General features: G+C 71.3%; 20 protein-coding genes. 9 read left to right on the top strand and 11 right to left on the bottom strand.

Annotated elements, in window-relative coordinates; genetic code table 11:
* The first annotated feature begins 24 nt into the window (after positions 1 to 24).
* Positions 25 to 558: a DUF2165 domain-containing protein gene (locus ACIRFL_RS28365; RefSeq protein WP_404033879.1), complete on the top strand. Its 534-nt coding sequence runs from the start codon at positions 25 to 27 to the stop codon at positions 556 to 558.
* Here the strand turns inward: ACIRFL_RS28365 and ACIRFL_RS28370 are convergent.
* Positions 551 to 1,117: a hypothetical protein gene (locus ACIRFL_RS28370; RefSeq protein WP_404033881.1), complete on the bottom strand. Its 567-nt coding sequence runs from the start codon at positions 1,115 to 1,117 to the stop codon at positions 551 to 553. The genes ACIRFL_RS28365 and ACIRFL_RS28370 overlap by 8 nt on opposite strands.
* 90 nt (positions 1,118 to 1,207) lie before the next feature.
* Positions 1,208 to 3,793: a bifunctional FO biosynthesis protein CofGH gene (locus ACIRFL_RS28375; RefSeq protein WP_404033883.1), complete on the bottom strand. Its 2,586-nt coding sequence runs from the start codon at positions 3,791 to 3,793 to the stop codon at positions 1,208 to 1,210.
* A gap of 818 nt (positions 3,794 to 4,611) precedes the next feature.
* On the opposite strand from ACIRFL_RS28375, the gene ACIRFL_RS28380 reads away from it, so the two are divergent.
* On the top strand, positions 4,612 to 5,175 hold the full coding sequence (locus ACIRFL_RS28380) for an HD domain-containing protein (RefSeq protein ID WP_404033885.1): 564 nt from the start codon (positions 4,612 to 4,614) through the stop codon (positions 5,173 to 5,175).
* Here ACIRFL_RS28380 and ACIRFL_RS28385 read toward each other — a convergent pair.
* Both ACIRFL_RS28385 and ACIRFL_RS28390 read right to left on the bottom strand, forming a co-directional pair.
* Positions 5,163 to 5,630, bottom strand: a complete 468-nt coding sequence (locus ACIRFL_RS28385) for an NUDIX hydrolase (protein WP_404033887.1) — start codon at positions 5,628 to 5,630, stop codon at positions 5,163 to 5,165. The two genes, ACIRFL_RS28380 and ACIRFL_RS28385, sit on opposite strands and share 13 nt — an antisense overlap.
* Entirely contained in the window at positions 5,617 to 6,390 is a 774-nt protein-coding gene (locus tag ACIRFL_RS28390; protein ID WP_404033889.1) for an XRE family transcriptional regulator, read from the bottom strand. Before ACIRFL_RS28390 ends, ACIRFL_RS28385 begins: the two co-directional genes overlap by 14 nt.
* Positions 6,391 to 6,485: 95 nt before the next feature.
* On the opposite strand from ACIRFL_RS28390, the gene ACIRFL_RS28395 reads away from it, so the two are divergent.
* From ACIRFL_RS28395 to ACIRFL_RS28415, 5 genes are all read left to right on the top strand, one after another.
* A complete protein-coding gene (locus ACIRFL_RS28395) occupies positions 6,486 to 7,220 on the top strand; it encodes an HAD family hydrolase (RefSeq protein ID WP_404033891.1) in 735 nt (244 codons plus the stop codon).
* Positions 7,221 to 7,283: 63 nt separating this feature from the next.
* Positions 7,284 to 8,186 carry a radical SAM protein gene (locus ACIRFL_RS28400; RefSeq protein WP_404033893.1) on the top strand — a complete coding sequence of 301 codons (903 nt, stop codon included), beginning with the start codon at positions 7,284 to 7,286 and terminating at the stop codon, positions 8,184 to 8,186.
* 61 nt (positions 8,187 to 8,247) lie between these two features.
* Positions 8,248 to 8,820 carry a hypothetical protein gene (locus tag ACIRFL_RS28405; protein WP_404033895.1) on the top strand — a complete coding sequence of 191 codons (573 nt, stop codon included), beginning with the start codon at positions 8,248 to 8,250 and terminating at the stop codon, positions 8,818 to 8,820.
* The gene (locus tag ACIRFL_RS28410) at positions 8,738 to 9,400 is read left to right on the top strand and encodes a class I SAM-dependent methyltransferase (RefSeq protein ID WP_404033897.1); all 663 of its coding nucleotides are present in this window, start codon (positions 8,738 to 8,740) and stop codon (positions 9,398 to 9,400) included. The genes ACIRFL_RS28405 and ACIRFL_RS28410 overlap by 83 nt, the downstream gene beginning before the upstream one ends.
* Positions 9,401 to 9,411: 11 nt before the next feature.
* Entirely contained in the window at positions 9,412 to 9,999 is a 588-nt protein-coding gene (locus tag ACIRFL_RS28415; RefSeq protein WP_404033899.1) for a class IV adenylate cyclase, read from the top strand.
* A 52-nt stretch (positions 10,000 to 10,051) separates the two neighbouring features.
* Here ACIRFL_RS28415 and ACIRFL_RS28420 read toward each other — a convergent pair whose 3' ends face one another.
* Both ACIRFL_RS28420 and ACIRFL_RS28425 read right to left on the bottom strand, forming a co-directional pair.
* Positions 10,052 to 10,660 (bottom strand): DUF1707 domain-containing protein, encoded by a 609-nt coding sequence (locus ACIRFL_RS28420; RefSeq protein ID WP_404033901.1) that lies wholly within the window; start codon positions 10,658 to 10,660, stop codon positions 10,052 to 10,054.
* Positions 10,661 to 10,791: 131 nt separating this feature from the next.
* Positions 10,792 to 11,652 (bottom strand): LLM class F420-dependent oxidoreductase, encoded by an 861-nt coding sequence (locus ACIRFL_RS28425; protein WP_404033903.1) that lies wholly within the window; start codon positions 11,650 to 11,652, stop codon positions 10,792 to 10,794.
* Positions 11,653 to 11,657: 5 nt separating this feature from the next.
* On the opposite strand from ACIRFL_RS28425, the gene ACIRFL_RS28430 reads away from it, so the two are divergent.
* Positions 11,658 to 13,169, top strand: a complete 1,512-nt coding sequence (locus ACIRFL_RS28430) for a CehA/McbA family metallohydrolase (protein WP_404033971.1) — start codon at positions 11,658 to 11,660, stop codon at positions 13,167 to 13,169.
* Here ACIRFL_RS28430 and ACIRFL_RS28435 read toward each other — a convergent pair.
* The gene (locus tag ACIRFL_RS28435; protein WP_404033905.1) at positions 13,138 to 13,674 is read right to left on the bottom strand and encodes a GNAT family N-acetyltransferase; all 537 of its coding nucleotides are present in this window, start codon (positions 13,672 to 13,674) and stop codon (positions 13,138 to 13,140) included. The two genes, ACIRFL_RS28430 and ACIRFL_RS28435, sit on opposite strands and share 32 nt — an antisense overlap.
* A gap of 75 nt (positions 13,675 to 13,749) precedes the next feature.
* Here ACIRFL_RS28435 and ACIRFL_RS28440 point away from each other — a divergent pair, with 75 nt between their 5' ends.
* A complete protein-coding gene (locus ACIRFL_RS28440) occupies positions 13,750 to 14,145 on the top strand; it encodes a nitroreductase/quinone reductase family protein (RefSeq protein WP_404033907.1) in 396 nt (131 codons plus the stop codon).
* Positions 14,146 to 14,175: 30 nt separating this feature from the next.
* Here the strand turns inward: ACIRFL_RS28440 and ACIRFL_RS28445 are convergent, their stop codons facing one another.
* From ACIRFL_RS28445 to ACIRFL_RS28460, 4 genes are all read right to left on the bottom strand, one after another.
* A complete protein-coding gene (locus ACIRFL_RS28445) occupies positions 14,176 to 15,636 on the bottom strand; it encodes an aldehyde dehydrogenase family protein (protein ID WP_404033909.1) in 1,461 nt (486 codons plus the stop codon).
* Positions 15,633 to 17,363, bottom strand: coding sequence for an amidohydrolase family protein (locus ACIRFL_RS28450; protein WP_404033911.1), 1,731 nt, complete (start codon positions 17,361 to 17,363; stop codon positions 15,633 to 15,635). Before ACIRFL_RS28450 ends, ACIRFL_RS28445 begins: the two co-directional genes overlap by 4 nt.
* 198 nt (positions 17,364 to 17,561) lie before the next feature.
* Positions 17,562 to 18,680, bottom strand: coding sequence for an LLM class flavin-dependent oxidoreductase (locus tag ACIRFL_RS28455; protein ID WP_404033913.1), 1,119 nt, complete (start codon positions 18,678 to 18,680; stop codon positions 17,562 to 17,564).
* A gap of 119 nt (positions 18,681 to 18,799) precedes the next feature.
* Positions 18,800 to 19,570 (bottom strand): SDR family NAD(P)-dependent oxidoreductase, encoded by a 771-nt coding sequence (locus ACIRFL_RS28460; RefSeq protein ID WP_404033915.1) that lies wholly within the window; start codon positions 19,568 to 19,570, stop codon positions 18,800 to 18,802.
* Between the last annotated feature and the right edge of the window lie 2 nt (positions 19,571 to 19,572).

Raw genomic sequence — 19,572 nt, forward strand, 5'->3', positions numbered from 1 at the left:
GAGTCGGCAGGGAAGGAACCGGTCATGGTCACCACCTCCACCACCCGCACCGCCGACGCCGGTGCCGCCGCCGGATCCCGTGGGCTCGCCCTGGCCGCGGGAGTGCTCACCGCGACCGTCGCCCTCTATATGACGCTCGTCGCCCTCGGGAACGTCATGGACTTCGGCACCAATCAGCAGTTCGTACGGCATGTTCTGGCCATGGACACGACGTTCCGGGACGAGGACCTGATGGGCCGGGCCGTCACGAGCACCGCGCTCCAGGACGCCGCCTACGTCGCGATCATCGTCTGGGAGTGGGCCGCGGCCCTCGTCCTCGTCGCCGGGACGTGGCTGTGGGTGCGCCGCGACCACGGGCGGGCCCGGCGGGTGTCCACGTACGGGCTGCTGATGGTGATGCTGCTGTTCGGCGCCGGGTTCATCGCGATCGGCGGCGAGTGGTTCGCCATGTGGCAGTCGAAGACGTGGAACGGGCTGGAGGCGGCGACCCGGGCGTTCCTGCTCAGCGGTGTCGTCCTGCTGATCGTCCAGTTGCCGGACCGGTCGTCGGCTAGCTGACCACCGTCACCTTGGTGTCCGGCTCCGTGCCGAACGTCCACAGGGCCGCGCCGTCCGCCTTGGGCATCCGGATGCCGCTGGTCTGCTTGCCGTCGGCGGGCGGTGGGGACGAGCCGTCGGCCGCGTTGGAGAAGGCGATCGACAGGCCCGACTTGCCGGCGAAGTAGAGGACGTGCTCGATCGGCACGCCGTCCGAACCGGTCGTGGCCGGGCGGGTGTTGGAGATGGTGTAGGTGCCGGGGTCGGGGCTGACCGTCCCCGGCCACACGGTGAAGGTCCTGGTCGCCTTCTCCGCCGCGTCGACCAGCCACACCCGCTTCTGGCCGAGCGAGTAGACGATGCGCCGGCCGGTGCCGGAGCCGTCCGGCACCGCGGGGGCCGCCGTCCGGGTCGGCTCGGGTGCCGGGTGCGCGCTCGCGGACGCCGACGCGCTGGGCCGGGCCGCCGCGGCCGTGGGGTGCGGCCCCTTGTCGGCCTGGACGGCGAGGGCGACGACGGCCGCGGTCGCCCCCACCGTCAGACCGGTGACCCAGGCCCACGAGGGCAGTCGGGCTGGCACGGGTACGCATCTCCTCCGCTACGGGTCCCCGTCGAACGGGGGTCGGATCATCGTACTGTGGCCGTGCCGTCCGGCGGCCTCCCGAGGGTGTCAGTCCAGCACCGGCAGCAGCTCCGGAAGATGCCCGTCCGAGGCCGCCGCCGCCCGCTGCCGCTCCTCGGGCACCTGCCCGTACAGCGTCGTACGGGGCCGGGCCGGGCGGCCCGCCGCCTCGGCCACCGCGACCAGGTCGCGCACCGACTTGTAGGAGCCGTACGAGGAGCCCGCCATGCGGGAGATCGTCTCCTCCATGAGCGTGCCGCCCAGGTCGTTCGCGCCGGAGCGCAGCATCTCCGCCGCGCCCTCCGTGCCCAGCTTCACCCAGCTGGTCTGGATGTTCGGGATGTACGGGTGCAGCAGCAGCCGGGCCATCGCGGTCACCGCCCGGTTGTCCCGCAGCGTCGGGCCCGGCCGGGCGATGCCCGCCAGATACACCGGCGCGTTGGTGTGGATGAACGGCAAGGTCACGAACTCCGTGAAGCCGCCCGTCTCCCGCTGGATGCGGGCGAGCGTGCGCAGATGGCCGAGCCAGTGGCGGGGCTGGTCCACATGGCCGTACATCATCGTCGAACTCGACCGGATGCCCAGCTCGTGCGCGGTCGTGATCACCTCGATCCAGGTCGCCGTGGGCAGCTTGCCCTTGGTGAGCACCCAGCGCACCTCGTCGTCCAGGATCTCCGCCGCCGTACCCGGCACGGAGTCGAGCCCGGCCTCCTTCGCCGCCGTCAGCCACTCGCGGATCGACAGGCCGGTGCGGGTGGCGCCGTTGACCACCTCCATCGGCGAGAAGGCGTGCACATGCATCCCCGGGACGCGTTCCTTGACCGCCCTCGCGATGTCGAAGTACGCGGTACCGGGCAGGTCGGGGTGGATGCCGCCCTGCATGCACACCTCCACCGCGCCGACGTCCCATGCCTGCTGGGCGCGGTCCGCGACCTGCTCCAGGGACAGGGTGTAGGCGTCGGCGTCCGTGCGGCGCTGCGCGAACGCGCAGAAGCGGCAGCCGGTGTAGCAGACATTGGTGAAGTTGATGTTGCGGGTGACGATGTAGGTGACGTCGTCGCCGACCGCCGCCCGGCGCACATCGTCGGCGATCCGGGTGAGCGCGTCCAGCGCCGTGCCGTCGGCGTGCAGCAGGGCCAGCGCCTCCGCGTCGGTCAGCCGGGTCGGGTCGTCGGCCGCGGTCGCCAGGGCCGCGCGTACATCCGTGTCGATCCGCTCCGGCGCCATCCCGGGGGCCGCCGCCTCGCGCAGCGCGGACCAGTCGCCGTACACCTCGTCGAAGTCGTCGCGCCGGTCGGCGGTACGGCCCTCCGTGTCGATGGTGCGGTGCAGATCGGTACGGCCGGTGGCAGCGAACGCCTCCTCCGGCTCCTGCCAGGGCAGCCCCGCCGGGCGGGCCCCGGGACGCGCCAGGCCGGTCTCCGGGTCGGCCAGCGCGGCCACGTGCGGACGCAGCCGCGGGTCCAGCCAGGGCTCGCCGCGCCGCACGAACTCCGGGTAGACACACAGGCGTTCTTGCAGTTCGAAGCCGGCCGCCGCGGACTTCGCGGCCAGCTCCTCGATCTGCGGCCAGGGGCGTTCCGGGTTGACGTGGTCGATGGTGAGCGGGGAGACACCGCCCCAGTCGTCGATGCCCGCGCCGATCAGCCGCTCGTACTCGGCGTCGACCAGGTTCGGCGGGGCCTGCAGGCAGGCGCTCGGACCCATGATGTGCCGGGCGACGGCCACGGTGGCGACCAGGTCGTCCAGTTCCGCGTCCGGCATGCCGCGCATCGCCGTGTCCGGCTTGGCGCGGAAGTTCTGGATGATCAGCTCCTGGATGCCGTGGTAGGCGCGTGCCACCTTGCGCAGCGCGAAAAGGGACTCCGCGCGCTCCTCGTACGTCTCGCCGATGCCGATCAGCAGCCCGGAGGTGAACGGGACGGAGGAGCGGCCCGCGTCCTCCAGAACCCGCAGCCGTACGGCGGGTTCCTTGTCCGGGGAGCCGTGGTGCGGGCCGCCCGGCTCCGACCACAGGCGGGTCGCGGTGGTCTCCAGCATCATGCCCATGGAGGGGGCGACGGGCTTGAGGCGCTGGAAGTCCGTCCACGTCATGACGCCCGGGTTGAGGTGCGGGAGCAGACCCGTCTCCTCCAGGATGCGGATGGAGACGGCCCGGACGTAGGCGATGGTGTCGTCGTAGCCGTGCGCGTCCAGCCATTCACGCGCCTCGGGCCAGCGGTCCTCGGGCTTGTCGCCGAGGGTGATCAGGGCTTCCTTGCAGCCGAGCGCCGCGCCCTTGCGGGCGATGTCCAGGACCTCGTCCGGGGACATGAACATCCCGTGCCCGGCGCGGCGCAGCTTGCCGGGGACGGTGACGAAGGTGCAGTAGTGGCACTTGTCCCGGCACAGCCGGGTGAGGGGGATGAAGACGCTCTTCGAGTACGTGATGACGCCGGGCCTGCCCGCCGCTTCCAGGCCCGCGTCCCGCACCCGGGCGGCGGACGCGGCGAGGTCGTCAAGGGCCTCGCCGCGCGCCTGGAGCAGCACCGCAGCCTCAGAGACGTCGAGGGCGACGCCGTCCCGGGCGCGTTTGAGGGCGCGACGCATGGAGTTCTCGGTCGGGCCGGTTCCGGAGGTCGCGGAAGTCGTCATTCCTTGAGCATACGTTCGGGCTCCGCCGGTTCAGCGGGGTCGGGGGTTGCGGTGCCATCGCCGGGTACGACACCCCCGTGGCCGCTCGCGCAGTTCCCCGCGCCCCTTTGCGTCCGGGGCGGGGGACAGCTCGGGGGTGCGCGGTGCGTTGCCGGGTGCGGGACCGTGGTGGCCGGTCGCGCAGTTCCCCGCGCCCCCTTCGGGGCGGCCGCGTCACCGTCGGTCCAGCGGAGGCGGGAGACAGCTCGGGGGTGCGCGGTGCGTTGCCGGGTGCGGGGCCGTCGTGGCTGGGCGCGCAGTTCCCCGCGCCCCTTTCGGGGCGGCCGTGTCGCCGTCGGTCCAACGGAGGCGGGAGACAGCTCGGGGGTGCGCGGTGCGTTGCCGAGTGCGGGACCGTGGTGGCCGGTCGCGCAGTTCCCCGCGCCCCCTTCGGGGCGGCCGGCGTCACCGTCGATCCAGCGGGGGCGGAGACAGCCCGGGGGTGCGCGGTGCGTTGCCGGGTGCGGGGCCGTCGTGGCTGGGCGCGCCGTTCCCCGGGCCCCTTTCGGGGCGGCCGTGTCACCGTCGGTCCGGCGGGGGGCGGGGGCAGCTCGGGGGGTGCGAGGGCGTCGTGGCTGGTCGCGCCGTTCCTCGCGGCCGTTCGGTCGGCCGTGCCGCCGTCCGTCGAGCGATGGCGACCGGATGGTCCGCGCCCGCGTGCCGACCTCGCTGGCGTCCTTGCCTGTTTCAGAGACAGCAGCGTCGCGGAGCGGCGGCCTCTTGCACGGTCGGCCGAGGTACGGGACTGATAGATGCTCGGGAAGGGGATGAAGCCGTCCATGAACCAGGCGATGTACCAGTGGGCACAAACCATCGCGCAGGCCGAGCTCGCTGACGCGCTTCCTCGTCGATGGGCGCACAGCCAGGGAGTCGCCGCCCGGGCGGCGGAGATCGGGCGGCTTCTGCACGAGGATGCCGACCTGCTGATCTCCGCCGCCATCCTGCACGACGTCGGCTACGCGCCCCGCTTGGCGATGACCGGTTTCCACCCCCTCGACGGCGCCCGCTTCCTCAGGGACGAGCACGCTGCGGACGAACGGCTGATCCGCCTGGTCGCCAACCACACCTTCGCGCTGCTGGAAGCCGAGGAGCGCGCGCTGGGTGAGGAGCTGGAAACGGAGTTCCCGCTGCTGGACGATCCACTGCTGGTGGACGCACTCGTGTACTGCGACATGACGACGACGCCCGACGGCAACCGGACCACCGCACGGGAGCGGATCCCGGAGGTCGTCGGCCGCTACGGCCCGGACAGTGTGGTCGGGCGGTTCATCCGGCGGGCGGCGCCGGAGATCTCCTGCTCGGTCGAGAGGATCGGAGCTGCCCTGGTGCCTCAGCCGAGGTAGGGGTAGGTGCCGGCGAGGTAGTCGCCGATCTGCTGGCGCATGCTCTGATGGATGTCGTACTGGTCCAGGTCGGCCGGCTGGACGAAGCGGACCCCGTCGGCCTCGTCGTTGATCGTGGGTGTTCCGCCGACGGGGCGGCCGATGTAGGTGTTCTCGTACTGCTGGCGGATCTCGCCGTCGGTGTAGGCCACGATGTGGTTCGGATTGGTGTAGACGCCGAGGAAACCGGTGATCTCCGCGATGATGCCGGTCTCCTCCAGGCACTCGCGCACCGCGCACTCGGCCGCGGTCTCGCCGATGTCCTGGGCCCCGCCGGGAAGCGCCCACTGGCCGGTGTCGCGGCGGCGCTGGAGGAGGATGGCGCCGGTCTCGTCGACGACGAGCAGGTTGCTGGCCGGGACGAGGGTGTTCGCCTTCGGGGCGGCCGGGTCGTTGTAGTACTCAGTCCTGCCCACGGTCGGCGGTCCTCTCCTGGTCGGGTGCCCAGGGTCGCGCGGCGGCCCAGACGGCGTCGAAGCTCTGAGCGTAGTTGTCGAACCACCCAGTTCCGTCAGTTCTCTTGAGGTGGAGCAGGGGGTTGGCGCTGGCCGGTTGCCCCCAGATGTGGGGATTGACCAATAAGTTGTCGTCGTAGCGGAACATCGACGTGTAGAGCGTGGTGTCGTGGAGCCGTACCGCGCACCCGGCCTCGCCCAGCAGGAGGCGGTAGTACGTCATCGATGCCCGGATCTTGGCGGCCAGTGTGTCGCCGATTCCCTCCTCACGACCTCGGATGGCCACTGCCTGACCGTCCGGGTCGCCGAAGCAGAGGCGCACCCGCACGCCCTCGGCGGCGCGTTCGGAGAGCATCTTGGCGACATGCGGGTTGGACTGGGCGAAGAACGTCCCGGAGAAGACGAGGACGCCGATCTCCTGCTGCGCCTCGCGCAGCAGTGAGAGCCAGACGTCCCGTGGCACGCTGGCCCGGTTCTGGTAGGTGCCGACCAGTTCGGTTCCCAGTCCGTCACGCGATCGGCCGGATCGTCGAGACGGCGCCGGCCAGAGGAATGTCTCTTCCACGCGCAGGTGGCGCGCGACCCGGAACCGATGCCGTGCGTGGGGAACCCGCCCGCCCAGCCACCGGCTCACCGTCTTGGGATCCACCTCGCAGACCTCCGCGAGCGATTCGGGCGAGACGCCGCGCTGCGCCAGCACAGAGTGCAGTCGGTCGTTCACAGCAGCCATGGAAGCGTTGCGCGGCGCGATCACGCAAGGACGTTACGGGACGTCGTGGCGGAAGAGCAGCGCTGCCGACTGCCTACGCTGGCGCTATGGAGCTCATCGTCCTGTGGGACATCGACCACACCCTGATCGAGAACGCCGGGGTGAGCAAGGAGATCTACGCCGCTGCCTTCACGGCGCTGTCGCGACGCGAGCCGACGGAGCCGGCGCATACGGAGGGGCGTACGGATCGACTGATCATGCGTGGCATGTTCCTGCGCGACGGGCTGCTCGTGCCCGAGTGGTCAGACATCGAGACCGCCCTCGCCCGTGCGGGGCACGAGCGCCTGGACGAGCTGCGCTTGCGCGGCTCGGCGTTGCCTGGGGTCCACGAGGCGCTGAAGGCTGCTTCAGTGATGAGCGGTTGGGTTTCCTCCGTCCTGACCGGCAACATCGCCGCCAATGCCCTTGTGAAGCTGTCTGCTTTCGGTCTCGACTCTCTGTTGGATCTGTCGGTGGGCGCCTACGGAGCGGACGCCGAGTTGCGTCCCGAGCTTGTCGCGGTCGCCCGCGAGCGGACACAGCGACTCCGTGGCGTTGCGCGCGACGTGCCCGCCGTCCTGGTGGGGGACACTCCCCGTGACGTGGAAGCCGCCTTGGCCACGGGTGCCGGAATCGTCGCGGTCGCATCCGGCATCCACAGTCCTGAGGAACTGGCGGCTGCTGGCGCCCCCGAGATCCTGCCCGACCTCTCGGACACGAAGCGCGTTCTCAGTGTCCTGGAGTCGTTCGCAGCTCACGGGAGGCGTCCCAGGACGTCCTCAGACCGTCCCCGGACGCGGTGACGAGGTCCCCCGACAGACGGCCACCATCGGGGTTCCCTCAGGCAGTCAGTTGAAGGAGCCCATGTGATCGGCGAAGTCACCGGGATCAGGAAGATCCGGATGCTGTACCTGCAGCTGCTGTACCGCTGCAATTTCGCGTGCTTGCACTGTTTCCACGGCGAACGGCTCCAGTACGCGGATGTCTTCGCCGCCGACGAAGCCATCAGCCTTCTCGCCCTGATGCGAGACCAGTACGCCACGGAGGCCGTCACCCTGCTCGGCGGGGAGCCGTTCGTCTACCGGGATCTCCCGCAGGTTGTCCGTCACGCCAAGGAGGAACTGGGCCAGCGCGTCGAGATCTGCACCAACGGGTACCGGATCGAACGCCGCCTGACCGAGATCGCTCCGCACCTGGACCTGCTCAGGGTCTCTCTGGAAGGTGTCGGCTCGACCAACGACGGCATCCGACGGCACGGCAGCTACCAGAGTGCCCTCAACACCCTCAGCTTGGCACAGGACCTCGGAGTCGCGGCAGGCGCGACCATGACCGTGACCTCACGGAACATCGGCGAGGTACTCCCCCTCGCCCGCATCCTGGCGCAACTCGGGGTCAAGCAGCTGAAGCTGCACCATCTGCGGCCGGTCGGCAACGCAGCCGGCCACCCCGAGCTGCAAGTCACCGACCCGGCCGCCTATGGCCGGCTCCGCGAAGAGCTCCATTCGGTGGAGCTGCCCCTTGAGGTGATCGTCGACGAGGACCTCTCCGAGCACGGCAGCCCGGAGGTCTGCGCACCCTCAGGCGTGCCTCGCGAGATCGACCGGATCGAGGCAGACCCGCGTGGGGCGCTGACCATGTCCTGCAAGGCCGTGGGCAAGGACTCCCACGCGTTCTGGTACGAGAAGACCGCGGGGTGCATCGTCCACCGGCCTTCGGCCACGGACGAACTCATCCTTTCGGTGCCCGACGTGGTCTATGCCCGGGTCTGACCTCCCGCGGTTCGAGAGCCTGGAAGGTTTACGGGGCACCGGCAAGTCGACCATCGCACCGATGCTGGCCGCCGCCCGCCAGGCCGTCCTCGTCCCCACCGTGCCGACCCTGTACCAGCCTCTCAGACAGGAGGTGGACAAGCGGACCAATGCCGATGCGCGTATGTGCCTCTACCTCGCCTCGCTGTTCACGGCAGCCGAAGAGATCCAACGCAACCTCGAAGGCGGCGTTTCGGTCGTCGTGGAGAGCTACTTCGCCCGGTGCCTTGCCAGCCACCGCGCTCTGGGCGCCCAGCTCGGCGTCACTTTGCCGGCCTGGCTGCCCACGCCTGTCACCTACCAGCTCGTCTGCGCCGACGAGGAACGCCGACGCCGCATCACCGCCCGGAACAAGCCGACATCGCGATGGGACTCGCTGCTCGAAACCGTCACGGATCAAGTGACGGACGACTACGCATCATTCCCGATGCACCGCATAGACACCACGGGGCTCAGCCCTGAAGAAGTCCTCCGCGTGATCACCGCCACCGATACGCAAGGAGCGCACCCCCATGGAGACGCAGAGCCTGTGGGAGCACACCCTCACCTTCTTCCCGCAGTACCTCGCCGCACTGCGGGAACGCGTCGCCCCTGACGCCACCGTCGCGGTCGTCGGCGCAAGCGACGGCAAGTTCGTCCTGCCTCTGGCTGCCGCTGGGTACCGCGTGGTCGCCATCGAACGCGACGCGCTCGCTCTGCGCGGAGGCCAGGTCCGTCTCCCGGGTGACAGTGATGCATATGCGATGGGCCTGATAGACCGGCTGGAACTCGAAGAACTCCATGCCCGCGTTGAAGTGATCGAAGGGGACTTCCTTGAGGGCGAACCTCTGGACATGCAATGCGACGCGGTCTGGACGAGTTGCTCGTGGCACTACAGTGCCAACCACCACCACCCGCTCGCCGAATTCGTCGACCGTATGCAGCGCCTGGTCCGCCCGGGCGGTGTGTTCGGCGCGGAGTTCATGATGCCCGTCGAAAAGCGCCACCACTCGGTGGAGCACTACACGTCTCCCGAGCGCCTGCACCGTCACTTCCTCGGAGACTGGGTTGTCCTGCTCACCCTGCACACGAACGAGTTCACCGAACGGGCCCACGTCGGCCGACCGCACGACCACACCCATCGCATGGGCCTGCTCCTGGCGGCCCGTTCGCACACACTTACGGACCGTTTCTGAGAGAAGGAGCCATGAAGCACGAGTACGAGGCGAAGTTCCTGGCAGTCGACACCGCCGGCCTCCAGGCCAAGCTGACCTCCCTCGGCGCCGTCCAGGCCCTCCCCCGCACCCTCCTCACCCGCAAGATTTTCGAGAACGACTCCCTCGACGGCGGAGCGTGGCTCCGTCTACGCGATGAGGGCGCCCGTTCGACGCTCACGCTCAAGCAGGTCACCGACGCCACGACGATCGACGGCACCAAGGAGATCGAGACCGAGGTCGCCGACCTGCACGCCATGGCCGACATCCTGCGCCGCGTCGGTCTCACCGAGGTGCGCTACCAGGAGAACTACCGCGAGGAATGGCGCCTGGGAGAGGTCGCCTTCGACTTCGACACCTGGCCCGACCTCCCCACGTTCCTGGAGATCGAGGGGCCCGACGAGGCATCGGTCCGGCATGCCGCCGCGCTTTTGGAACTGGACTACTCGGAGGCCCGGTTCGGCAGCGTCGACGAGATCTACAAGAGCGAGGCCGGCCGCGACATCCTTGCCGAGCCGACCCTCCTGTTCTCCGACGCGGAGAAGCAGGCAGGGGCTTCCTCGGCAGTCCAGGGCGGTTGACGGGTAACGCCGGCTGCGAGCTGTGCCGCGGCCGCCGTTGGCAAGGTCGCGCTCAGGGTGTCGTTGGGGGGCGGGGTTTGCGGAGGGGTTGGGGGGTTCTTGGGGGGCGGGCTGTTATGCGGCCGTAGGTTTTTTTGCCGGTCAGTTCTATTCGGAGGGTGACCGGGGTGTCGGGGTGCGGGGGGCGGCGGACTTTGAGCTTGCTGAACTCCAGGGTCAGGGCGTCGGCGTCGACCACGATGCCCGGCTTGGTGATCAGCGTCAGCGTCTTGCCGCGCATGTCCAGATCGATCCGCAGGGTGTCCTGCGTGATCACCGCCTGGGTGAAGTCGAGCGTCACCTCGCACCACTCCGCCGCGAGTTCCAGCCGTCGCGGCAGCACCCAGCGCCCCGTCCGCTTGACCGTACTGAACCGCTGTTCGATCCGGAGTACGTCCTTGACCCCCTCCACCACCGCGCCGCCGGCGGCCGACACGGGTGGCAGGTCGGCGGTGAGCACGGTCAGTTCGCCGACCGTGCGCGCCGACAGGGCCGCCTCCAGGCGCTCGTCCAGTTCGGCCGCGCTCAGCCGGCCGTCGCCCGCCGCGATGCGCAGCACGTCGACCGCCCGGTCACGGTCCGCATGCGAGGCCCGCAGTACGGGCGAGGTCTCTGCCGGCATGCTTCCCCCGGGTCTCGTCGAAGGGCTTTGAAGGGCTCGTGTGATGCGGCATGGCCGCACACGGCTGGAGTAACGTTATATCGCGATAGGGGGTGCGCCAAGCCCCCGGGCGGAAACAGAGGCGCACGGGGTCAGTGGCTCGGGGCCGCCACCAGCGTGCCGTATGTGTCGAGCGTCCGCAGCACCTCCCGCTCGTCCGCGGACGGGAGTTGCACCACGGTCTCCTCGATGCCGAGTTCCGCGTAGTGGGCGAGCTTGCCGGGCGTGGGCAGGACGGCGTACGGCACCACCTGGAGGGCGGCCGGGTCGCGGCCCGCGTCGGCCCACACCGAGCGCAGCACGGGCAGCGACTCGGCAAGGCCGCGCCCGCCGATCGGCAGCCAGCCGTCGGCGTACTGGGCGATGTGCGCGAACAGCTTGGGTCCGGCGGCCCCGCCGACCAGGGTGCGCGGGCCGGTCACCGGGCCGCGCGGCCGCTGGGCGGGCTTGGGGTGCGCGTGGCTGGCCCGGACGCCGCCGAACTCCCCTTCGTAGGCGGTGGGTTCGTCGGACCACAGGGCCTGCATGAGCCGCATCCGGTCGCGGGTCAGCTCCCGGCGGGTCTGCCATCGCACGCCGTGGTCGGCGCCCTCCTCCACGTTCCAGCCGAAGCCGACGCCGAGGGTGAGGCGCCCCGCGGAGAGATGGTCCAGGGTCGCGATCTGCTTGGCGAGGGCGATCGGGTCGTGCTGGGCGACGAGCGTGACGCCGGTGCCGAGGCCCAGCCGTGCGGTCACCGCCGCGGCCTGCCCGAGCGCGACGAAGGGGTCGAGGGTGCGGCCGTACTCGCGCGGCAGCTCGCCGCCGGCCGGGTACGGGGTGGTGCGCTCGACCGGGATGTGGGTGTGCTCGGGCAGGTACAGCCCGGCGAAGCCGCGCTCCTCCAGTTCCCGGGCGAGCCGGACGGGCGCGATGGTCTCGTCGGTGAGGAAGATCGTGACGGCGATGCGCATCCCCCATCTGTACCCGCCCGCCCGCCAAGTGTCCATACCGACTGGTCGGCATTCCACCGGCCGCGGCGGCGGCGCCTACGGTGGGAAGCGTGAGCTTCGCCGCGGCCGACGGACAGCAGGAAGAGAGAAGGACCGTGCGCGGCACCCTGCCGCCCGGCTCCCCCGACTTCGTCCACGTACCCGTCGAAGTCCCCTCCGGAGTACGGGAGATCAAGGTCTCCTACACCTATGAGAGACCGTCCGTGCCGGCCGGCACACCGGGCAACGCGCTCGACATCGGCCTCTTCGACCAGCACGGCACCGACCTGGGCGGCCGGGGCTTCAGGGGCTGGTCGGGCGGCGCCCGCACGGAGTTCTTCGTCCGCGCCGACGACGCGACCCCGGGCTATATGCCGGGCCCGGTGGGCGCGGGCACCTGGCACATCGCGCTCGGCCCGTACACCATCGCGCCACAGGGCCTGGCGTACGAACTCACCATCACGCTGACCTACGGCGAGCCGGGCCGGACCGCGCGGCCGGTGTATCCGCCGGAGCGGGCGAAGGGACGCGGCCGTGCCTGGTACCGCGGCGACTGCCATCTGCACTCCTGGCACTCCGACGGCCGCCACACCCCGGCCGAGATCGCGGCGCTGGCCCGGGCCGCGGGCCTGGACTTCATCAACACCTCGGAGCACAACACGCACTCCGCGCACCGGCACTGGGCGGACCAGGCCGGCGACGACCTGCTGATCATGCTGGGCGAGGAGGTCACGACGCGCAACGGCCACCTGGTGGCCCTCGGCACCGATCCCGGCACCTTCGTCGAGTGGCGCTACCGGGCCAGGGACAACCTTTTCGGCCGGTTCGCCCGGCAGATCCGCGCCGCCGGCGGTCTGGTCGTGCCCGCCCACCCGCACGCCACCTGCATCGGCTGCGGCTGGAAGTTCGGCTTCGGCGAGGCCGACGCGGTGGAGGTGTGGAACGGCCCCTACACGCCCGACGACGAGGTCGCCCTGGCCGCATGGGACGCCCAGCTGGTGGCGTCGGTGCGGGAGAACCGGCGGTGGCTGCCGGCGATGGGCAGCAGCGACGCCCACCGCGACCCGGACGTGGTCGGTCTGCCGCAGACGGTGGTCCTCGCCGACGACCTGACCCGCCCGGCCGTCCAGGACGGCATCCGCGCGGGCCGCTGCTACGTCGCCGAGTCGAAGAACGTCACGATGGCGTTCACGGCCACCGGCGGACGGGCCCGGCAGGCGGGCATCGGCGAACGCCTCGACGTCGACGCGGACACGCCGGTCACGGTCCGCCTGGAGGTCTCGGGCGCCCCGCGCTGCACGGTCCGCTTCGTGACGGACGAGGGCGTCCTGCTGACCAGCGATCCGCTACCGGTGAGCGGTTCGGGGGTCGTCGAGTGGCGGACGACCCCGTCGTACGCGGCGTACGTGCGGGCGGAGCTGCGCCACGAGACGGCGGCGGGCCCGCTGCCCGGCGCACCGGCGGGCTTCACGAACCCGGTCTTCCTGGGCCGCCGCTGACGTCGCGGGCCCAGCGCACCTCGCCGTCCTGCCGCTCGCCGGTCGGCTCCAGGCCGGCAGCGGCGGCGACGGCGGCGGACGCGTGGTGCCCGGGGTGCACATGCGCGACGATCCTGCGCACCGGCCGCAGGCCGAGCCAGCCGACGAGCCCACGGGCCGCCTCGGTGGCGATGCCCCGCCCCTGCCAGGGCGTGCCCACCACCCAGGCCACCTCGGCGACCGGTCCCCCGTCGGCGGCGGCGATCGTCGCCTGGACGGTGCCGGTGAGCCGGTCCTCGGCGCGCAGCAGGACCACCCAGTTCAGCCAGGTGACGGCGGGGTCGGGGGAGCCGGCCGTCCACCGCCGGTAGCGCGAGCGCAGGTCCTGCGGGCCTGCCGGGGTGCCGCCGATGAAGGTGTGCAGGGCGGGGTCGGACAGCACGGCGGCCATCTCCTCGGCGTCCTCGACGCGCAGCGGACGCAGCTCCAGCCGACGGGTACGGATGATCTCGGCCTGCATGCTCATGGACGTACCTTCGCACGGGCGCGCGGGGCGTACCGTCCGAGGAGGAACCCGTCCCGCCACCCTCAGGAGATCCGGATGTCCCCACGCCCCGAGACGAAGCACCGCATCGTGACCCGGTTCCAGCGTCATCTGGCCAATCCGCTCTCGCGGCGGCTTCCGCTGCAGACCGTGCTGGAGACGACGGGCCGCACCTCAGGACTGCCCCGGCGCACCCCGGTGGGCGGGCGGCGCGTCGGCGACTCGTTCTGGCTGGTCTCGGAGTTCGGCCTGAAGTCGCAGTACGTACGGAACATCCAGGCCGATCCCCGGGTCCGGGTCCGCATCAGGGGCCGCTGGCACACCGGCACCGCGCATCTGCTCCCGGACGACGACGCCGTGGCCCGCCTGCGCGGCCTGCCCCGGATGAACAGCGCCGCGGTGCGGGCGTTCGGCACGGACCTGCTGACGGTGCGGGTGGACCTGACGGACTGAGGCCCCGCGACCCGGCCGCTGCCCGGCCGCTCAGCCCGGCCACACCAGCGCCTGGACCTCGCTGTAGGCGTGCAGGGCGTAGGAGCCGACGTCCCGGCCCACCCCGCTCTTCTTGAACCCGCCGAACGGCGCCTCCATGTTGCGGCCGACGGTGTTGATGCCGACCCCGCCGGCCCGCAGCCGCCGGGCCACCCGGAACGCCCGCGCCACGTCCCCGGACCACACGTAGTCGATGAGGCCGTAGTCGCTGTCGTTGGCGAGGCGGACGCCCTCTTCCTCGTCGTCGAAGGGGATCACCGCCACCACCGGGCCGAAGATCTCCTCCCGGGCCGCCCGCATGCTGTTGGTGCAGTCGGCCAGCAGCGTGGGCGCCACATAGAACCCGCGGTCCAGCGGCGGCCGTTCACCGCCGGTCACCACCGTCGCGCCCTCCTTGCGGGCCAGTTCGACATACGACTCCACCCGGTCCCGGTGCGCGGCCGAGATCACCGGCCCCACCACCGTGTCCGGCTCCCCGGGGTCGCCCGTCTTCAGCCGGGCCGCGTACGCCGCGAGCCCGGCGACCAGCCGCTCGTACACCCCGCGCTGCGCCAGCACCCGGGTCGGCGCGGTGCAGATCTGCCCGCTGTAGAAGGAGAACGTGGTGCCGATCCCGGCGACCGCGGAAGCGAGGTCGGCGTCGTCGAAGACGAGGGCCGCGCCCTTGCCGCCCAGCTCCATCAGCTGCCGTTTCATCGCGCGCCCGCACACTTCGGCGATGCGCTGCCCGACGGCCGTGGACCCGGTGAAGCTGACCATGTCGACGTCGGGCGACTCCACGACGGCCTCGCCCACCGCCACCGAGCGCCCCGAGACGACGTTCACCACCCCGGGCGGCGCGCCCGCCTCCGCCAGCGCGTCCGCCATCCGGTACACGGACAGCGGGTCCTGCGGGGCCGGTTTCACCACCACCGTGTTGCCCATCGCGAGCGCCGGGGCGATCTTCCCCGCCGGGTTGGCCCACGGATTGTTGTAGGAGGTGACGCAGGCGACGACGCCCACCGGCTGGCGCACCGCGAGCGCGCCGAGCACGCCGGCCGGGCCCATCGGGCCCGCCTCGCTGATCTGCGGCGCGATCGCCCACTCGGTGTCCTCCACGCGCGCGTAGCGGTGGAACCGGGCCGCCGCCACCGCCACCTGCATGCCGCGCGCCGTGGCGGTCGTCGCGCCGGTCTCCGCGCGGGCCAGGTCGGCGTACGGGACCAGCCGGCCGCGGACGATGTCGGCGGCCCGCGCGAGCACGGCCGCCCGTTCCCGCGGCGGCGTCCGCGACCACGGGCCGAACGCCTCGCGGGCCGCGGCGCAGGCGGCGAGCGCCTGCTCCGGTGTCGCCTCCGGGGCCAGGCCCACGGTCCGTTCCGTCGCCGGGTCGATCACCGGGTAGTGGCCGGCGGCCGGTTCGGCCCAGTCGCCGCCGATGAACAGCCGCTGCCGCTCGGGCGGACCGTTCACTTGGTGGCCACCGTCTCGGTGTCCCGGCCCGAGCGCAGCACCCGGCCGGGCACCGCGCCGCTCACCGCGTCGTCGCGGATCGCCTCGACGCCGTTGACCCACACGGCCCTGACGCCGATCGCCCGGGAGTCCAGCCGCGGGCTGTCGCCCGGCAGGTCGTGCACCAAGGTGGCCTGGCCCGCGTCGATCCGCTCCGGGTCGAACAGGACCAGGTCGGCATGCCAGCCCTCGCGTATCCGGCCGCGCTCGCGCAGCCCGAACAGCCGCGCCGGGTCGTCCGTCAGCATCTTCACGGCCGCCTCCAGGCCGACCAGCCGGCGTCCGCGCAGGCAGTCGCCGAGGAAGCGGGTCGTGTACGGGGCGCCGCACATGCGGTCCAGGTGGGCGCCCGCGTCGGAGCCGCCGAGCAGTACGTCGGGGTGCCGCCAGGTGTCGGCCCTGAGCGCCCAGGACGCCGGGTCGTTGTCGGTGGGCATGGGCCACAGGACCGTGCGCAGCTCGTCGGCCGCGCAGATCTCCACCAGGCACTCGAAGGGCTCCTGGCCGCGCTCCCGGGCCAGGTCCCGGACCACCCGGCCGGTGAGTCCGCGGTTGCGTGCGCTGTAGGTGTCGCCGATGACGTACCGTCCGAAGTCCGTCAGCCGACGGAAGACGCCCGCCTCCTCGGACTTCGCGTGCCGCAGCATGCCGGCCCGCACGTCCGGGTCGCGCAGCCGGGCGATGCGTTCGGGCACCGGCAGGCCCAGGATCTCGCCCCAGCCGGGGATCAGGTTCAGGGCGCAGAAGCTGCCCAGGGACATGTTCATCGGGGTGAGGATCGGCATGGTCAGCGCCACCACCCGGCCGCCCGCCGCACGGGCCCGTTCGCTCGCCGAGAGCTGGCGCGGCACCCGCTGGGGGACGGCGGCGTCGACGGTGAGGACGTTCCAGTTCAGGGGCCGTCCGGCGGTCGCGCTCAGCTCCACGAGGAGGTCGATCTCCGGGTCGCTGAACCGGTCGAGGCAGCCGGCGACGATCGCCTCGATCTGGGTGCCCTCGTGCTCGCCGACGGCGCGGGCCAGGGCCAGCAGTTCGGCGGGCCGGGCGTGCCGGGACGCGACGGGCTGTCCGTCGCCGTCGGAGTGGGTGCTGGACTGGGTGGTGGAGAAACCCCAGGCGCCGGCGTCCATGGCCTCGTGGAACAGGCTGACCATGCGGGCGAGTTGATCGTCGGTCGGCTGTCCGCCCACGGCGTCGGGGCCCATCACATGGCGGCGCAGTGCGCAGTGGCCGACCATGAAGCCCGCGTTGACCGCGATGCGGCCCTCCAGGGCGTCCAGGTAGTCGCCGAAGGTGTGCCAGCTCCAGGGCGCGCCCTCCTCCAGGGCGACCAGGGACATGCCCTCCACCTTGGCCATCATGCGGCGGGTGTAGTCGGCGTCGTCGGGCCGGTCCGGGTTCAGCGGGGCCAGCGTGAACCCGCAGTTGCCGGCGGCCACGGTGGTCACCCCGTGGTTCAGCGAGGGCGTCGCGTACGGGTCCCAGAAGAGCTGGGCGTCGTAGTGCGTGTGCGGGTCGACGAACCCCGGCGCGAGTACGAGCCCGGAGGCGTCCTCACTGCTGCGCGCCTCCTCACCGACACTGCCGACGACAGCGATACGCCCGTCCCGTATCCCGACATCAGCGGTGTAAGCAGCCCCCCCGCTCCCATCGACAACGGTCACACCTTTCACGAGATGATCAAGCATGGGGCTCCCTCCTTCTTTCCCGGCGCACCGAGGCGCCCCAAAGGGGCGCGGGGAACTGCGCGCCCAGCCACAACACACCCGCGGCCCGCGACGACGCTCACGTGCCAGCCGAAACCGCCAAGTCCCCGCAGCCCGCGGCAGCGATCACGCGGGGAACTGCGCGCCCAGCCACCCACAACCCGCGGCCCGCGACGGCGATCACCCGGCCGCCCGGAATCGGGACGTCCTATGCACAGGATCCGTGTCGATCCGCGGAATCACATGCTCACCGATCAGCCGGATCGTCTGCAGCGTCTGCTCCTTCGGCACCCCCACCGGCAGCCCGAAGCTCAACTGGTCGGCCCCCGCCTGCTCCCACCGCTTGCACTGGGTGCGCACCTCGTCCGGATCACCGCAGATGAGCAGTTCCTCCTCGATGAGGATCTCGATGAACTCGGCGGTGTACTCGGGCAGCGTCTCGGGCCACACGGGGAAGCCGTCGGGCCGCGGGAACGTGTCGTGGTAGCGGAAGACCAGCGAGGGCAGATAGTGCAGCCCCCCGTTCACGGCGATCTCGATCGCCTCCGCGTGCGTGGGCGCGCAGATCGCGGTCGTCGTCACCATCACGTTGTCGTTGACGAACGCGCCGACCGGTTCGGCGTTCACGATCGCCGTCTTGTACTGCTCCAGCACCCACTCCATGTCGGAGACCTTCTGCACGCTGAAGCCGAGGACGCCGAGGCCCTTCTTCGCGGCCATGGCGTACGAGGGCGGGGACCCGGCCGCGTACCACATCGCCGGGTGCGAGGTCCCGTACGGCTTGGGGAGCACCTTCCTGGGCGGCAGCGACCAGTGCTTGCCCTGGAAGCCCTCGTACTCGTCCTGGAGCCACATCTTCGGGAACTCGGCGATGGTCTCTTCCCAGATCTCCTTGGTGTGGTTCATGTCGGTGATGCCGGGCAGGAAGCCGAGGATCTCGTGGCTGCCGGCGCCCCGTCCGCTGCCGAACTCGAAGCGGTTGCCGGTGAGGTGGTCGAGCATGGCGACCTTCTCGGCCACCTTGACCGGGTGGTTGACCTGGGCGAGCGGGTTGAAGATGCCCGAGCCGAGGTGGATGCGTTCGGTGGCGTGGGCGAGGTAGCCGAGGAAGACGTCGTTGGCGGACAGGTGCGAGTACTCCTCCAGGAAGTGGTGTTCGGACGCCCAGGCGTACTTGAAGCCGGAACGGTCCGCCTGGATGACGTACTCGGTCTCCTCCATCAGCGCCTTGTGCTCGGCGAGCGGATCGGTCTCGGCGCGTTTGCCCACGTATCCCTGTACAAAGAGCCCGAATTCCAAGGAGGTTCACCGTCCCCTGGTCGTCGTCCCGCATATCTGACGCTGCGTCAGATCGGCTTGTCGCCCGACTGTGGCACCGGGCGCATGGACCGTCAAGACTGACGGTCCGTCAGATATGGTCAGACGACCGAGACTCCCGCGAGCCACCCGCCGTCGATCACGAACGGCTGCCCGGTGACATAGGAGGAGTCCGCGCAGCTGAGGAACAGCGCGAGCCGGGCCACCTCCTGCGGCCGGCCGATCCGCCCCAGCGGCACCAGCTTGCGGTACAGCTCGTCCAGCGCCCGGCTGGTCTCCTCCGCGTCGGCCGCCGGATCCAGCTGCGCCGGGTTGGACATCGCCGTGTCGATCGCCCCTGGGCACACCGCGTTGACCCGGATCCGCCGGTGCGCCAGCTCCAGCGCGGCCACCCGGGTGAGCCCGAGGATCGCGTGCTTGGTGGCGGCGTACGCGCCCACCGCCGCCATCCCGGTCACGGCCGTGTAGGACGCGGTGTTCACGATGGTGCCCCCGTCCTCCATCACGGGCGCGACCGTCTTGACGCCGAGGAAGCAGCCGACCTGATTGACCCGGACCACCTGCATGAACTCGTCCAGCGGCGTGTCCACCAGGGCGTTGAAGCGCAGGATGCCGGCGTTGTTGACCAGCCCGTCGATATGCCCGTACGCCTCCTTGGCGGCGGCCACCGCGGCCCGCCAGCCCTCCTCCTCCCCCACGTCGAGGTGGACGTAGAGCACGCCCAGCTCCTCGGCCAGCGCCCGCCCCTGGTCGTCGAGGACGTCGGCGACCACGACCTCGGCCCCCTCCGCCCGGAACAGCCGGGCCTCCTGCTCGCCCTGCCCGCGTGCCGCGCCGGTGACCAGCACGACGCGTCCGTCCAGCCTGCCCATGC

The sequence above is a fragment of the Streptomyces sp. NPDC102462 genome, from assembly GCF_044765425.1.
Taxonomy (GTDB): Bacteria; Actinomycetota; Actinomycetes; order Streptomycetales; family Streptomycetaceae; genus Streptomyces.

Excerpts from the sequence above, each read along its gene's own strand:
- ACIRFL_RS28440 (WP_404033907.1), top strand. The coding sequence starts at position 13,750 with ATGTCCCCACGCCCCGAGACGAAGCACCGCATCGTGACCCGGTTCCAG.
- ACIRFL_RS28380 (WP_404033885.1), top strand. The coding sequence starts at position 4,612 with ATGAACCAGGCGATGTACCAGTGGGCACAAACCATCGCGCAGGCCGAG.
- ACIRFL_RS28410 (WP_404033897.1), top strand. The coding sequence starts at position 8,738 with ATGGAGACGCAGAGCCTGTGGGAGCACACCCTCACCTTCTTCCCGCAG.
- ACIRFL_RS28420 (WP_404033901.1), bottom strand. The coding sequence starts at position 10,660 with ATGCCGGCAGAGACCTCGCCCGTACTGCGGGCCTCGCATGCGGACCGT.
- ACIRFL_RS28365 (WP_404033879.1), top strand. The coding sequence starts at position 25 with ATGGTCACCACCTCCACCACCCGCACCGCCGACGCCGGTGCCGCCGCC.
- ACIRFL_RS28425 (WP_404033903.1), bottom strand. The coding sequence starts at position 11,652 with ATGCGCATCGCCGTCACGATCTTCCTCACCGACGAGACCATCGCGCCC.
- ACIRFL_RS28405 (WP_404033895.1), top strand. The coding sequence starts at position 8,248 with ATGCTGGCCGCCGCCCGCCAGGCCGTCCTCGTCCCCACCGTGCCGACC.
- ACIRFL_RS28460 (WP_404033915.1), bottom strand. The coding sequence starts at position 19,570 with ATGGGCAGGCTGGACGGACGCGTCGTGCTGGTCACCGGCGCGGCACGC.
- ACIRFL_RS28395 (WP_404033891.1), top strand. The coding sequence starts at position 6,486 with ATGGAGCTCATCGTCCTGTGGGACATCGACCACACCCTGATCGAGAAC.
- ACIRFL_RS28415 (WP_404033899.1), top strand. The coding sequence starts at position 9,412 with ATGAAGCACGAGTACGAGGCGAAGTTCCTGGCAGTCGACACCGCCGGC.
- ACIRFL_RS28435 (WP_404033905.1), bottom strand. The coding sequence starts at position 13,674 with ATGAGCATGCAGGCCGAGATCATCCGTACCCGTCGGCTGGAGCTGCGT.
- ACIRFL_RS28375 (WP_404033883.1), bottom strand. The coding sequence starts at position 3,793 with ATGACGACTTCCGCGACCTCCGGAACCGGCCCGACCGAGAACTCCATG.
- ACIRFL_RS28450 (WP_404033911.1), bottom strand. The coding sequence starts at position 17,363 with ATGCTTGATCATCTCGTGAAAGGTGTGACCGTTGTCGATGGGAGCGGG.